The organism is Pseudomonas crudilactis, assembly GCF_013433315.1.
In the GTDB taxonomy this organism is placed as follows: domain Bacteria; phylum Pseudomonadota; class Gammaproteobacteria; order Pseudomonadales; family Pseudomonadaceae; genus Aquipseudomonas; species Aquipseudomonas crudilactis.
The window spans coordinates 70,272-83,698 of sequence record NZ_WXVV01000002.1 but is presented as its reverse complement, the minus strand read 5'-3'; the positions used below and the strand labels follow the sequence as shown (position 1 = coordinate 83,698).

14 protein-coding genes are annotated in these 13,427 nt (G+C 58.7%); 4 read left to right on the top strand and 10 right to left on the bottom strand.

Annotation, left to right across the window (positions count from 1 at the left end):
- Positions 1-3: 3 nt before the first annotated feature.
- The 5 genes from GTU76_RS02825 to GTU76_RS02805 form a co-directional block, all read right to left on the bottom strand.
- Positions 4-753, bottom strand: coding sequence for a class I SAM-dependent methyltransferase (locus tag GTU76_RS02825; protein ID WP_180698032.1), 750 nt, complete (start codon positions 751-753; stop codon positions 4-6).
- Between the two features lie 2 nt (positions 754-755).
- Positions 756-1,298, bottom strand: coding sequence for an adenylyl-sulfate kinase (locus tag GTU76_RS02820; RefSeq protein ID WP_180698031.1), 543 nt, complete (start codon positions 1,296-1,298; stop codon positions 756-758).
- A 73-nt stretch (positions 1,299-1,371) separates the two neighbouring features.
- Positions 1,372-2,544 carry a hypothetical protein gene (locus GTU76_RS02815; RefSeq protein WP_180698030.1) on the bottom strand — a complete coding sequence of 391 codons (1,173 nt, stop codon included), beginning with the start codon at positions 2,542-2,544 and terminating at the stop codon, positions 1,372-1,374.
- A gap of 304 nt (positions 2,545-2,848) precedes the next feature.
- The gene (locus GTU76_RS02810) at positions 2,849-4,342 is read right to left on the bottom strand and encodes a YifB family Mg chelatase-like AAA ATPase (protein ID WP_180698029.1); all 1,494 of its coding nucleotides are present in this window, start codon (positions 4,340-4,342) and stop codon (positions 2,849-2,851) included.
- Between the two features lie 1,002 nt (positions 4,343-5,344).
- The gene (locus tag GTU76_RS02805) at positions 5,345-5,605 is read right to left on the bottom strand and encodes an accessory factor UbiK family protein (RefSeq protein ID WP_007920416.1); all 261 of its coding nucleotides are present in this window, start codon (positions 5,603-5,605) and stop codon (positions 5,345-5,347) included.
- A 414-nt stretch (positions 5,606-6,019) separates the two neighbouring features.
- Here GTU76_RS02805 and glnK point away from each other — a divergent pair, with 414 nt between their 5' ends.
- The 4 genes from glnK (at position 6,020) to sutA (ending at position 8,804) form a co-directional block, all read left to right on the top strand.
- Positions 6,020-6,358: a P-II family nitrogen regulator gene (gene glnK / locus GTU76_RS02800; protein WP_002555808.1), complete on the top strand. Its 339-nt coding sequence runs from the start codon at positions 6,020-6,022 to the stop codon at positions 6,356-6,358.
- A gap of 37 nt (positions 6,359-6,395) precedes the next feature.
- Complete coding sequence (locus GTU76_RS02795) at positions 6,396-7,733, top strand: ammonium transporter (RefSeq protein WP_016985874.1); 1,338 nt, start codon at positions 6,396-6,398, stop codon at positions 7,731-7,733.
- 216 nt (positions 7,734-7,949) lie between these two features.
- The gene (locus tag GTU76_RS02790; RefSeq protein WP_034152034.1) at positions 7,950-8,375 is read left to right on the top strand and encodes a secondary thiamine-phosphate synthase enzyme YjbQ; all 426 of its coding nucleotides are present in this window, start codon (positions 7,950-7,952) and stop codon (positions 8,373-8,375) included.
- A 102-nt stretch (positions 8,376-8,477) separates the two neighbouring features.
- Entirely contained in the window at positions 8,478-8,804 is a 327-nt protein-coding gene (gene sutA / locus GTU76_RS02785) for a transcriptional regulator SutA (protein ID WP_007920420.1), read from the top strand.
- 189 nt (positions 8,805-8,993) lie between these two features.
- Here the strand turns inward: sutA and GTU76_RS02780 are convergent, their stop codons facing one another.
- From GTU76_RS02780 to lysA, 5 genes are read right to left on the bottom strand one after another with little or no spacing between them, the layout of a single operon-like run.
- On the bottom strand, positions 8,994-9,701 hold the full coding sequence (locus GTU76_RS02780) for an HAD family hydrolase (RefSeq protein WP_175555619.1): 708 nt from the start codon (positions 9,699-9,701) through the stop codon (positions 8,994-8,996).
- On the bottom strand, positions 9,698-10,597 hold the full coding sequence (gene xerC, locus GTU76_RS02775; RefSeq protein ID WP_007950060.1) for a tyrosine recombinase XerC: 900 nt from the start codon (positions 10,595-10,597) through the stop codon (positions 9,698-9,700). The genes GTU76_RS02780 and xerC overlap by 4 nt, the downstream gene beginning before the upstream one ends.
- A 2-nt stretch (positions 10,598-10,599) precedes the next feature.
- Complete coding sequence (locus GTU76_RS02770; RefSeq protein WP_016985877.1) at positions 10,600-11,325, bottom strand: DUF484 family protein; 726 nt, start codon at positions 11,323-11,325, stop codon at positions 10,600-10,602.
- Between the two features lie 13 nt (positions 11,326-11,338).
- Positions 11,339-12,169: a diaminopimelate epimerase gene (dapF, locus tag GTU76_RS02765; RefSeq protein ID WP_016985878.1), complete on the bottom strand. Its 831-nt coding sequence runs from the start codon at positions 12,167-12,169 to the stop codon at positions 11,339-11,341.
- 3 nt (positions 12,170-12,172) lie between these two features.
- Positions 12,173-13,420: a diaminopimelate decarboxylase gene (lysA, locus tag GTU76_RS02760; RefSeq protein ID WP_016985879.1), complete on the bottom strand. Its 1,248-nt coding sequence runs from the start codon at positions 13,418-13,420 to the stop codon at positions 12,173-12,175.
- Positions 13,421-13,427 lie beyond the last annotated feature (7 nt).

Below are 13,427 nucleotides of genomic sequence, written 5' to 3'. Positions count from 1 at the left end.
CGGTTATCTCAGTTGAGCAACCCAGATGTTGGTCGAGTACGGAATCTGGATCGACGGCTTCTGCAGGCTTTTCAGGTAGTCGTCGATGGCCGCGATCACTTCATGGAAGCTGGCGCCAGCCTGACGTTCCAGCGTGGCGTGCGAGCGCCAGGCTTCGAGGCATTCTTCGATCGACTGCTCGTGAATCACGCGGGCATCCAGATGCACGACCGGGCCGAACAGTTCGCTGGCGTCGATCACGGCAGTCTGGTCTTCGCGACGGGTGCCGTAGCCATAGCCGGCCACGCGCTCTTTGATGATCGCTTCGATGCGCGCCTGGATCGGGTCTTCCAGATTGCGGTGGTTCCACATGCAGGCAAACCAGCCGCGCGGCTTGAGAATGCGCGCGGTTTCCTTGAGCGCCTGCTGACGATCGCAGACATTGAAGGAGCTGCCGAACGTGACCATGTCGAACGCTTGCGCCGACTGGCCGGTGGCTTCACCGGTGCCTTCGTGCCATTTGACGTTTTGCAGTTCCGCGGTGCGCTTGATGCCATTGCCGCGCATGGCATCGTTGGGTTCTACCGCTGTGACATCCAGACCACGGGCGGCCAGCATCAGCGTCAAGTGCGCAACACCCGCGCCGACGTCGCAGAACTTGTCGCCTTGCTCGGCACCGGCAATCGACAGCATGGCGTCGATGGCCGCGTCGGCGTAGTCAGGGCGCTTCAAATAGGCATCGGCCAGAGTGGTGTAGTCCCATTCGGTTTTCATAGTCAGTTCCTTCCAAGAATTTTAGGGAGCAAATCATCGGCCAGACGCGGGCTGGAGCGTTCGTGATCGAACTCAACCAGGCAGTCCGCCGCCAGCGGTTCATCAATGTCCAGGTCGAGCCCGGCAACGTTATGCAGTTCGCCCGCATCGAAACGGCGATAGATGCCCTTGGGGTCGCGGCGACGCAACTCCTCGACGGGCACCTTCAGATAAATCTCGAAATATTTGGGCAGGTGGGCGCGGTTCCACTGGTGAACCTCGCGAAATAGCGAGATCGTGGCGATCACCACGGTTTGTCCCTGTGCTGCGATCATTTTGCACAGACGAGCGTATTGCAGTGCGAGGGCCAGGCGACCTTCGCGGCCATGGTTCTGTGAGTTGGCAGCGGCTGCGCCGAATACTTCGCGCAATTCATCGCCATCGAGCATGACCACCGATCGTCCTTCAGCACGCAGTCTGGCAACCAATTCACCGGCCAGCGTTGATTTGCCCGCTCCTGAAAGGCCCGTAATCCAGATTACCTGTCCACCCGCATCACATTTCATAGTGTTCTGACTTGTGTTCGATTCGAGTGTATCGGCAGGCTGTTTCCTTGCATGAGGTCAGGCCTGCGTTATTTTAATGTTTGTCCCGCTCGTAAATGTCCCCGAAAGAGTCAATCGAGAGCGGGCAATACTTCGACTCGTGCCGGTATTCAATCAGGTCGTGGAACACTTCCTGAGGCAGGGGCAAGTCGCTGTATTGTGCCTGGTAGAACTTGTTGTATATGTAATAGCTGTCTTCTGGTTTCAGCAGGCTGAACCCCAGTGCCATGTCTCTGAGCTCATTGCTGCTTCTGGCAATTGGCAATAGGTTGTCCATTTGCTTTAGCCAGGCGTCGACCGTGAGATTGCTCTCTTCGGTAAAGGGCACGTAATAAATCGGCAGCTTGCAGGTGTTGAGCATGAACGAAACACCGCCGGTGGATGCATCGGTGATGACCGTGTCGCATTGTGTATAGAAAGCCGTGCTGCTGGTCCCGGGCTTGTCTATGGTTATCCAGTCATGGGCAGACAGTTGTTCGCACAGATCCTTCACGGTCGGATGGGAAAGTTCGGCCATGTACGGACGCAAGATGAACGTCGCGTGGGGAATTTGCGACTTCACTGCATTGATGACGGTCTGCAGATTCTCATACAGAGTCGCCCCGTTCGGGCAGATACCCAGTTGGGTCGGCAGAAGCCCTACGACATAGTCGTCCGAGGTTTTTGTCGATGGCGGTGACGATTCGAAGTTACCGGGAATCTTCACCGGCAGCGTGGCGACCGGGCTGGTGCTGCGCATGTCCGAACGCAAGGCCAGTCCATCGATCAATAGTGTTTTCAGGGCCTTTCTGTCGCGACGGTATGCCTGCATTCCGGCCGTGATCAAATCAAAGCCTGACCGGGAAGACGCGATGACCACATCCCAGTAAGAGGTCAATTCGGCGTAGTAATACTTGTCTTTGGTCGGCATCCCGACATTGCCGTGGCTGATGAAGATGCCAAAATTCGAGTTGTCCAGCAGGCGTCCGGAATAGGCATCATTTGAAATGACAACCTGCGATTTCAGGCCTGCAATGAATTCATTGTCAACCTGCTCTACTGGGAAATCGAGGACGGCTTCGACTTCCTCTCTATTCAAGCCGGTACGATCAGTATTGAGCACGACACAGTTATACTTTTCTCGAAGCGATTTAAGCGCTGGAATCAGATACTCGAGATATGTTTTGCCACCGTCCGCCACGTTGCTGAGCAAGTAAACATTTTTCATAATGAAGTTTTGCTTTCAAAGTTTGTTTAAATAAGGCCGGCGCCAAACGGAGTAATAACGCCGGGCAAGGGCTTTTTAGTTATCTTGATTTGAACTAATGAATTGAACAGCTTTGTCCGGTAACAGTAGAAATCTTGTCCATGATGCCCCGCCTCCACTCCATGATGAAAAATGCTCTATGTCTTGACGATAGACAGAATGTAGTAAAAAAGAGCGCCGTCGTTATATCACATCTCGGCCAAGCGCCATTAGCGCTCGGGTGTTTATTTTCGGGGCAGTTCACTTACGAGTAGCGCTGTCATTTTCATTGCGTTGCCGTCCGATACTGCAAAGCCTCCGCCAGGTGTTCGCGTGTAATGTCTTTTTCCTGACTCAGATCGGCCAACGTCCTGGCGACTTTGAGCAACCGGTGCGCCGAGCGCAGTGACAGGGTCAGCCGTTCACAGGCTGATTCCAGCCAGGCCTCATCGGCTGTGGATAACCTGCAGTGGCGGCGCAGGCCTGGCAGATCAAGAAACGCATTGGCACAACCTTGGCGTTTCTGTTGGCGTTCGCGGGCTTCGGCTACCAACGCGGCCGCACTGGCGCTGTCTTCTCCTGGCTTTACCGCAGGGTTCAGCGCTGTCGCCTCCCGCGCTACCGTCAGATGTAAGTCGATTCGGTCCAGCAGGGGGCCCGACAACTTGTTGCGATAACGCTGAACCATGTCCGGGGTGCACGAGCACTTGCCGCTGGGTTCGCCAAGATATCCACAGGGGCAAGGATTCATCGCCGCCACCAACTGAAAGCGCGCGGGAAACCGCACGCGATCCTTGGCTCGAGCGATCACGATGAACCCCGACTCCAAAGGCTCCCGTAAGACTTCCAGCACCTTGCGATCAAATTCCGGCAGCTCATCGAGGAACAGCACGCCGTGGTGGGCGAGGGTGATTTCTCCGGGTTGCGGTTTTGAGCTGCCACCGACCAGTGCTGGCCCGGATGCCGAGTGGTGCGGTTGGCGGAACGGACGCTGCGGCCAATGGGTCAGCGGCGCCCCACTGGCAACTGACTGTATTGCCGCTACCTCTAGTGCTTCACTTTCAGTCAGCGGCGGCAACAGTCCCGGTAATCGGCTGGCCAACAAGGTCTTCCCCGTTCCCGGAGGCCCGCTGAACAACAAGTTATGCGCCCCCGCTGCAGCAATCAGCAACGCCCGTTTTGCCGCCAGTTGTCCCTGCACTTCATTCAGGTCGGGATAAGGCTTGCTGGCATGCATCAGCCCGTCGGATACATAGGGCTCAACCGGTGTATGCCCATTGAAATGCGCCACCGCCTCGAGCAAATGATCCACGGCGTACACCTTCAACCCCGAAGCCAGGCACGCTTCCTCGGCATTCGCCCGCGGCACCACCAGCGCACGCCCCGCCTTGCGCGCCGCCAACGCTGCCGGCAACACGCCGCGCACCGCTCGTACTGCGCCGGACAACGCCAACTCACCCAGACATTCCACATCATCCAGCGTCAAACACGGCACCTGCACACTCGCCGACAGAATCCCCAAGGCAATCGCCAGATCAAACCGCCCACCATCCTTGGGCAGATCCGCCGGCGCCAGATTCAAGGTGATCCGCCGCGCCGGAAACTGCAGCCCGGAATTGATGATCGCGCTGCGCACGCGATCCTTGCTCTCCTTCACCGCCGCCTCGGGCAGCCCGACCATGGTCAGCGACGGCAGTCCGTTGGCCAGATGGACTTCGACGGTGACAGCGGGGGCTTCCACGCCTATCTGGGCGCGACTGTGGACGATGGAGAGGGACATGGTCGTTCCTTGAGCTGAATCGGGGGCCGCTTCCTGCGGGTTTTTGAAGGGTAGTTGGGGGAGGGGATGTTGCTAGGTGGATTCTATGAGCGAATTTTCACCGGATGTTGCAGGAGACAATAACCTGCAGGCATAAAAAACCGCCTGTTAGGCGGTCATTTTTTGCGGTACTCAGGTTCCACAGGCGTAGGCACTCCGCAAAATAGTTCGGTGCTTTCACATGGATGCTTCGCAGTGGGCTCCATGAGGTAAACGTGGATTATGGGTCATGCCCCATGAAAATCGAGACGAAAAAAAACCGCCTTGAGAAGGCGGTTTTTTATATGCAGGCTTCGGTGAGGCCAAGGCCTGCGTATCCTTAGCGGACACACTCGTGTTCCCAGAGATTATGCATATTTGACCGGTGGCGCAAGCATCATTGAAATTTTAGCCAATCAATCTATTAAAAGATTCAAGGACCGAAATCGGTTTGCCGGTACATGATAACGACTTGATACAACTTGTTTAAATGCCACGGCCGGACAGTGAATACCATTCGCCGTGACGATGCCCACTCATCGAGTGTTCGCAAAGTGTGGCCGGGAGCGAAAAAAATTCATGTTCCTCGACACGGTTTGAGACCCGTGCCGGTGCTGATCTTGGGGAGCCCACACCCGGCCGCCTTGGCGGACACACTCGTGTGTAGTCCCGAAGGTGTTCGTACGCCGGAAAGTGCATCGGAGGTTTGGCCCCACGCAAGGAGGGCCAAAGTATGTCTAAGTTTCTTAAACATATGTGGCGCCTCGTCAGGATCGCGTTATGGGCTTTTCGCCTGTACGAGATTCTGCGAGACCGTTGGAATAATTCGTTGTAAGGATTGAGCTGACGGAAACCGCTCCTGTCTCGGCAGGAGCGGTTTGATTGACCTTTCGACATACATACTTCGAATGTTTGCCAAGAACGGGAAGGTCGTGCCGACCTTCAATCGCTAGCAGGCTAGCTCCCACAGGGGAGAGCAGCGTGTTACTCAGCAGGCGGCGTCAGCTTCGCTTCCATCTCGGCAACCTTGGCTTCAAGGCTCTCAAGCCGGGCACGAGTACGCGCCAACACAACCATCTGACTATCAAATTCTTCACGGCTCACCAGATCGAGTTTGCTGAAGGCACTCTGCAGCAGCATCTTGAACTGGCTTTCGATTTCGGCTTTCGGCAGCGGGGTGTCGCCGCTGAACAGGCGGGAGGCGGTGCCGCTCAGGGCGTCGAGGAAGTCTTTGGGCGCGAGCATGGTGGATGTCCTGGAAACAATGGCCGGCAGTGTATCACGCAGTGTCTATAGTCAATCTCGTGGTCAGGGATGCACACTTTTCGCGCAGGCGGACGGACGGCGACGCACCGTTGTTGTGCGTATCCGCAGGGGCTTTTGCACGGGATGGCTTGCGGCAGCGGCCAAGGGATTGAAATCAGGGGTTTTTGGCGAGATGGCAAGCTTTCTGCTTAGTCACCTTCGACCCATGCACTGATGCAGTCGCTGTGACGAATGCAGTGCGGCAGACGAAGCGGGGAGTTTCGTCAGCAGCGGTTAGCTGGCGTCAGTCGGGCAGGTACGGCCGACGATGCGTTACAAAGCCAGGCACTGCGCTTAGACTTGAGTCGGGTTTGTTTTCCTGGGGCAAGTCCACCAATTCGGGAGAGAGTTTTCATGAAGCTAGTCACTGCCATCATCAAGCCGTTCAAGTTGGACGACGTGCGCGAGTCGCTGTCCGAAATCGGCGTGCAGGGCATTACCGTTACTGAAGTCAAAGGCTTCGGCCGGCAGAAGGGTCACACCGAGCTGTATCGCGGCGCGGAATATGTGGTCGATTTTCTGCCCAAGGTGAAAATCGACGTGGCCATCGACGACAAGGATCTGGATCGGGTTATCGAGGCGATAACCAAAGCGGCCAACACCGGCAAGATCGGTGACGGCAAGATCTTCGTGGTCAATCTGGAACAGGCGATCCGCATCCGTACCGGCGAAACCGATACCGACGCGATTTAACCGCCGCCACAAACCCAACGCCCCAGGAGAAAACAATATGACTCTGCGTAAATTCGCAGGGCTAGGAGCCCTGTTGTCCATCGTAATGCCCAGCCTTGCAATGGCGGCAGACGAAGTGGCGGCCCCAGTCCTCAATTCCGGCGACACCGCCTGGATGCTCACCTCGACAGCCCTCGTGCTGTTCATGACCATCCCCGGCCTGGCGCTGTTCTACGGCGGCATGGTTCGCTCGAAAAACATTCTTTCCGTGATGATGCAGTGCTTCGCCATTACCGGTCTGATCAGCATCCTGTGGGTCATTTATGGCTACAGCATTGCGTTCGACACCACCGGCATGGAGCAGGGCGTCGTCAACTTCAACTCGTTCTTCGGTGGCATGGGCAAGGCGTTCCTCGCCGGTGTCACGCCTTCGAGCCTGACCGGCCCAGCGGCTTTGTTCCCTGAGGCGGTGTTCATCACCTTCCAGATGACCTTCGCGATCATCACTCCAGCGCTGATCGTCGGTGCATTCGCCGAGCGGATGAAGTTCTCCGCGATGCTGATCTTCATGGGCATCTGGTTCACCCTGGTTTATGCGCCGATCGCGCACATGGTCTGGTCCGGCAACGGCGGCCTGATGTGGGACTGGGGCGTGCTCGACTTCGCGGGCGGCACCGTGGTGCACATCAACGCCGGTGTGGCCGGTCTGATCTGCTGCCTGGTGTTGGGCAAGCGTAAAGGCTTCCCGACCACCCCGATGGCTCCGCACAACCTCGGTTACACCCTGATGGGCGCGGCGATGCTGTGGGTTGGCTGGTTCGGCTTCAACGCCGGTTCCGCTGCGGCGGCCAACGGCACCGCCGGCATGGCGATGCTGGTCACTCAGATCGCTACCGCTGCTGCCGCGCTGGGCTGGATGTTTGCCGAGTGGGTCACCCACGGCAAGCCAAGCGCACTGGGTATCGCTTCGGGTGTGGTGGCCGGTCTGGTAGCGATTACTCCAGCTGCCGGCACCGTGGGCCCGATGGGTGCACTGGTGATCGGTCTGGCCGCAGGCGTGGTGTGCTTCTTCTGTGCCACCACCCTGAAACGCAAACTCGGTTATGACGATTCCCTGGACGCCTTCGGCGTACACGGTATCGGCGGTATCCTCGGCGCGATCCTCACCGGTGTTTTCGCTGCGCCGGCTCTGGGTGGCTTCGGCACCGTCACCGATATCGGTGCGCAAGTCTGGATTCAGGTAAAAGGCGTCGGCTTCACGGTGATCTACACCGCGATCGTCACCTTCATCATCCTCAAGGTCCTGGACGCCGTGATGGGTCTGCGTGTGACCGAGGAAGAAGAGTCGGTTGGCCTCGATCTGGCACAACACAACGAACGCGGCTACAACCTGTAAGTACGCGCACTGAAAAAAATTGCCCGGTTCGCCGGGCATTTTTTTGTCCAGGATTTGTCATTAAGCGACAGGCTGAAAGGATTTTTCGTACGCCTTTAGTCGTGTTTACGACGGCGGTTTTTCACCGGCCAATGGCTTACATCATTGAGCGAATATTAGGGCCTTTGTTTTTTCCCAGAGCGCGCTAGAATGCGCCCCGAACGTGCGGAGAACTGTATGTGGCAACAGACTCTGATAACCCTGCGGGCACGGCCCCGGGGCTTTCATCTGGTAACGGACGAGTTACTCGCCGGGCTGCCTGAACTCAGGGCGTGCCGGGTCGGTCTGTTGCATTTGTGGCTGCAGCATACCTCGGCGTCGTTGACCATCAACGAGAACGCCGATCCGGCGGTCCGTCGCGACTTCGAACGATTTTTCAATCGTCTGATCCCACAAGGAACAGACGGCTATGAGCATAACGACGAAGGCCTGGACGACCTCCCGGCGCACTTCAAGGCCAGCGTGCTTGGTTGCCAGATCAGTCTGCCGGTTTCGGCAGGTCGGCTGGCACTGGGGACCTGGCAAGGCGTTTATCTGGGCGAGCACCGTGATCATGGCGGTGCCCGAAAAGTCCTCGCCACCTTGCACGGTGAAGGGGCATAAACCGTTGGTCACCAATGGTTACTGATTTTTTAACGGCGACTTTCGACAGTTGCCAAAGCTGGTCTATAACTAATCTGCTTTTCGCAAGTCATGAGGTAGAACATGAGCGACGATGATCTGGAAAACGACGACCTCGAAGTAGGCGACGAAGACGAGGCCGAGGAAGGTCTGGAAGCAGCAGCGGAAGACGTTGCTGACGACGATGGTGGCGACGATACGCCGGCCCCGGCTGCCAAAGGCAAAGCCAAGGCTGCGGTGTCGGTAGACGAGTTGCCGAGCATTGAAGCCAAGAACAAGGAACGCGACGCCCTGGCCAAGGCCATGGAAGAGTTCCTGTCGCGCGGCGGCAAGGTTCAGGAAGTGGAGGCCAATGTGGTCGCCGATCCTCCGAAGAAGCCGGACAACAAGTACGGCAGCCGCCCTATCTGAGGCGTGTCGCTTGCTTGCTGAAAAAGCCCGCCGTCGCTGCGGGCTTTTTCATGCCTGGAATAAAGGAGCTGAAGTGAATGCAGTTCCCTTGTGGGAGCGAGCTTGCTCGCGAATGCGGTAGGTCATTCAGCATTGCAGTGACTGACCTGACGCTTTCGCGAGCAAGCTCGCTCCCACAGGGTTTGTGGATTATTTCGAGGTGGCATTCCAGCGGGCGAGTAGCGCGGGCAGATCAGTGAGGCTGCGGATTTCAGCATCCGGCAGACGATCCGCTTCCCAGACTTTGCCCGCCGGGTTAAACCAGATTGCCCGCAACCCCGCCTGCTGCGCGCCGGCAATGTCATCGCCCGGATGATCACCGATGTGCACGGCGGTTTCGGCGGTGGCGCCACCACGCTGCAACGCTTCATGAAACAACCGGGCATCCGGTTTGGCGATGCCGATATCTTCCGCGCACAAGGCAAACTTGAAGTAGTCCGCCAGACCCAGCCGACGCACATCGGCATTGCCATTGGTGACCACGCCAAGCGCATAGTGATTGGCGAGAATCTCCAGCACTGGCTCGACTTCAGGGAACACTTCGATCTGATGCCGCGCATGCAGGAACACTTCAAATCCCTTGTCGGCCAAGTCGGATGCTTCGCCATGGGCGTACCCGGCGTCTTCCATTGCATGAAACAACACCCGACGACGCAGCGCGCTGATCCGATGCTTGAGCCCCGGCTCATTGGCCAGCACCCGCTCACGAATCGCCCACAAATGCTCCACCGGCACCGCGCCCAGATTCGGCGCATGTTCGCTCAGCCATTCGCGCAATACCGCTTCGGCGCTGACTATCACTGGCGCGGTGTCCCACAGGGTGTCGTCGAGGTCGAAGGTGATCAACTGGATGCTCATGAATCGTCGCCTTTCATGCGTTTGGCCCGTGGGTGGGCGCTGTCGTAGACCGCCGCCAGGTGCTGGAAGTCCAGGTGGGTGTAGATCTGCGTGGTCTTGATGTCGGAATGGCCGAGCAATTCCTGCACCGCGCGCAGATCTTGCGAGGATTCCAGCAAGTGGCTGGCGAAAGAGTGCCGCAGCATGTGCGGGTGCAGGTTCTGCCCCAGTTCGCGCTCGCCGGCCAGTTTGACCCGTACCTGAATCGCTCGCGGGCCGAGGCGCCGACCTTGCTGGCTGACGAACACGGCGTCGTCCGCCGGGTTGGTCATCGCGCGCAGCGGCAGCCATTGCTCCAGTGCTTCGCGGGCCTTTTTACCCACCGGCAGCAAACGGGTTTTGCTGCCCTTGCCGAGCACCTGGACCATGCCGTCGGCCAGATCAAGTTGATCAAGATTGAGCCCGGTCAGCTCTGACAAGCGCAAGCCAGATGAATAAAACAACTCCAGAATCGCCTGATCCCTGCGCGCAAGAAAATCGTCCTCGACCGCACCTTCAAGCAGTTGCAGAGCACGGTCAGTGTCGAGGGTTTTCGGCAGGCGACGCTCGCCTTTCGGCGGCGCCAATCCGGTAGCCGGATCATGGTCGCAGAGACCTTCGCGATTCAGATAGTGATAGAGCCCACGCACCGCCGACAGCAAACGAGCGAGGCTGCGTGAGGATTGCCCTTGCGCATGCAGACGGGCGATCAGGCTGCGCAGGCGCTGAATATCCAGCGCCGCCCAACTGCCGATGTTCTGTTTGACGCACCAGCCGAGGACTTTATCGAGGTCGCGACGATAGGCCGAGAGCGTGTGCGGCGACACCTGTCGCTCACTGCGCAGGTGTTCGCAGTAAGCGTCCAGTTGTCGTTCCATGTTCAGCGTACCGAGCGCAGGGAGCTGTTGACCCGTGGCAGCACGCGGCCCATGACTTCGGCGATGTAGCTCAAGAACAGCGTACCCACCGAACTCTTGTAGTGTTGCGGATCACGGCTGGCGATCGCCAGAATGCCGTGGATGCCTTGATGGCTGACCGCGACCACGGCAGTAGAGCCGATCTGCTTGCGTTGTTCTTCGCCGAAGAGGAAGTCCAGTTCATGCTCACGCAGGCTGCCGCTGACGCTTTTGCCTTCGGTGAGCAGGCCGCCGATGGCGACTTGCGCGTCAGCGTGGCTGACCCAACGACCGACCGGCGCCGGGTTGTCACCGAGCAGGATCAGGCTGACAAAAGGCACCTGAAAGTCTTGACGCAGACTGTCTTCGACGCTGATCACCACGTCTTCCAGGCTGGAGGCGTCCATCAGGGCGAGGATCAGGCGACGGGTCTTGTCGAACAGGCGATCGTTGTCGCGGGCGACGTCCATCAATTGCGAGAGGCGATGACGCATCTCGATGTTGCGGTCACGGAGGATGGTCATCTGTCGCTCGACCAGCGAAACGGTATCGCCACGCTGGTGCGGAATGCGCAGGGCGGGCAGCAGTTCTTCGTGCTCGACGAAGAAGTCCGGATGCGCCTCGAGGTACGCGGCAACCGCTGCCGCCTCGAGGCTCTCGGACGCTGATTCGTCGGACTGTCGGGCGGGTACCTGAGGCTTATCGGTCATGATTTCTGCTCACTCAAAGACGTACTTGTCCTTCATATACACGCACTGCCGGACCGGTCATCAGCACCGGTTGGCCAGGGCCTGCCCACTCAATGGACAGACGCCCGCCGGGCAGGTCGATCAATAGCGGCGAATCCATCCACCCCCGGCTGATCGCAGCGACAGCCGCTGCACACGCGCCGGTGCCGCAGGCCTGGGTTTCCCCGGCGCCACGTTCCCACACGCGCAATTGCGCACGGTTACGGTCGATGACCTGGAGAAAACCGACGTTCACTCGCGCGGGGAAGCGCGGATGGTGTTCGATTTTCGGCCCGAGCTCATGCACTGGCGCGCTGTTGATGTCCTGCACGCGCAATACGGCGTGTGGGTTGCCCATCGACACGGCGGCCAGTTCGACCGTGGTGCCGTCGACTTCCAGCTGATAGCTGCTGGCCTGAGCCGGCGCTTCGAACGGAATGTCCGCCGGCACCAGACGCGGGGCGCCCATGTTCACGCCGATCTGGCCGTCATTACGCACGTCCAGTTCGATAATGCCGCCCTTGGTCTCGACGCGAATCTGCCGTTTGGCGGTCAGACGCTTGTCGAGCACGAAGCGCGCAAAGCAGCGCGCACCGTTGCCGCACTGCTCGACTTCCGAGCCATCGGAATTGAAGATCCGGTAACGGAAATCCACGTCCGGGTTGCTCGGCGCCTCGACGATCAGCAATTGATCGAAACCGATGCCAGTGTGGCGGTCGCCCCATTGCTTGGCGTGCTTTGGCTGAATATGCGCGTGCTGGCTGACCAGGTCGAGAACCATGAAGTCATTGCCCAAGCCGTGCATTTTGGTAAAACGCAGCAGCATGGGTTACTCCGGCAGCAGGCTTTCGCCGGCAAACAGCTCGGCCACGGTTTCGCGGCGGCGCACTTCAAAAGCCTGATCACCGTCCACCAACACTTCAGCGGCACGGCCACGGGTGTTGTAGTTGGAGCTCATCACAAAACCGTAGGCACCGGCCGAATGCACGGCCAGCAGATCGCCTTCGGCCAGGGCCAATTCGCGATCCTTGGCGAGGAAGTCGCCGGTTTCGCAGATCGGGCCGACGATGTCGTATTTACGCGCAGCGGAATCACGCGGTTTGACCGCGGTGACGTCCATCCAAGCCTGATACAGCGCCGGGCGGATCAGGTCGTTCATTGCCGCGTCGACAATGGCGAAATCTTTGTGCTCGGTGTGCTTGAGGTATTCGACCTGCGTCAGCAGCACGCCGGCGTTGGCAACGATGAAACGGCCAGGCTCGAACACCAGCGCCAGATCACGACCGTTCAGACGCTCGCGAACCGCTTTGATGTAGTCGGCAGCCAATGGCGGCTCTTCATCGCGATAACGCACGCCCAAACCACCACCGAGATCGATGTGGCGCAGGTGAATGCCGCAATCGCCGAGACGATCGACCAGATCCAGCAGACGGTCGAGGGCATCGAGGAACGGTGGCAGCGTGGTCAGTTGCGAACCGATGTGGCAGTCGACACCGACTACTTCCAGGTTTGGCAGATGCGCGGCACGCACGTACACGTCTTCGGCGTCGGCGATAGCGATGCCGAACTTGTTCTCTTTGAGACCGGTGGAAATGTACGGGTGAGTGCCGGCATCGACGTCCGGGTTCACCCGTAGCGATACCGGTGCACGAACGCCCAGCTCGGCGGCAACCACTTGCAGACGCTCGAGCTCGTCGGTGGATTCGACGTTGAAGCAGTGCACGCCGACTTCCAGCGCGCGACGCATGTCATCACGGGTCTTGCCGACACCGGAGAAGACGATTTTGTCCGGGCTGCCGCCAGCGGCGAGAACGCGTTCCAGCTCGCCACGGGAAACGATGTCGAAACCGGCGCCGAGGCGGGCCAGGACATTCAGCACGCCGAGGTTGGAGTTGGCCTTGACCGCAAAGCAGACCAGGTGCGGCATGCCGGCCAGCGCATCGGCAAATGCCAGATACTGAGCTTCGATGTGCGCGCGCGAGTAGACATAAGTGGGCGTGCCGAAACGGTCGGCGATGGCTGACAGCGCCACCCCTTCCGCGAACAGCTCCCCGCCACGGTAGTTAAAAGCGTCCATGGCGATC

Bases quoted from the DNA above. Each gene is read 5' to 3' on its own strand.
- GTU76_RS02825 (WP_180698032.1), bottom strand. From the start codon at position 753: ATGAAAACCGAATGGGACTACACCACTCTGGCCGATGCCTATTTGAAG.
- GTU76_RS02820 (WP_180698031.1), bottom strand. From the start codon at position 1,298: ATGAAATGTGATGCGGGTGGACAGGTAATCTGGATTACGGGCCTTTCA.
- GTU76_RS02815 (WP_180698030.1), bottom strand. From the start codon at position 2,544: ATGAAAAATGTTTACTTGCTCAGCAACGTGGCGGACGGTGGCAAAACA.
- GTU76_RS02810 (WP_180698029.1), bottom strand. From the start codon at position 4,342: ATGTCCCTCTCCATCGTCCACAGTCGCGCCCAGATAGGCGTGGAAGCC.
- GTU76_RS02805 (WP_007920416.1), bottom strand. From the start codon at position 5,605: ATGCTCGCGCCCAAAGACTTCCTCGACGCCCTGAGCGGCACCGCCTCC.
- glnK (WP_002555808.1), top strand. From the start codon at position 6,020: ATGAAGCTAGTCACTGCCATCATCAAGCCGTTCAAGTTGGACGACGTG.
- GTU76_RS02795 (WP_016985874.1), top strand. From the start codon at position 6,396: ATGACTCTGCGTAAATTCGCAGGGCTAGGAGCCCTGTTGTCCATCGTA.
- GTU76_RS02790 (WP_034152034.1), top strand. From the start codon at position 7,950: ATGTGGCAACAGACTCTGATAACCCTGCGGGCACGGCCCCGGGGCTTT.
- sutA (WP_007920420.1), top strand. From the start codon at position 8,478: ATGAGCGACGATGATCTGGAAAACGACGACCTCGAAGTAGGCGACGAA.
- GTU76_RS02780 (WP_175555619.1), bottom strand. From the start codon at position 9,701: ATGAGCATCCAGTTGATCACCTTCGACCTCGACGACACCCTGTGGGAC.
- xerC (WP_007950060.1), bottom strand. From the start codon at position 10,597: ATGGAACGACAACTGGACGCTTACTGCGAACACCTGCGCAGTGAGCGA.
- GTU76_RS02770 (WP_016985877.1), bottom strand. From the start codon at position 11,325: ATGACCGATAAGCCTCAGGTACCCGCCCGACAGTCCGACGAATCAGCG.
- dapF (WP_016985878.1), bottom strand. From the start codon at position 12,169: ATGCTGCTGCGTTTTACCAAAATGCACGGCTTGGGCAATGACTTCATG.
- lysA (WP_016985879.1), bottom strand. From the start codon at position 13,420: ATGGACGCTTTTAACTACCGTGGCGGGGAGCTGTTCGCGGAAGGGGTG.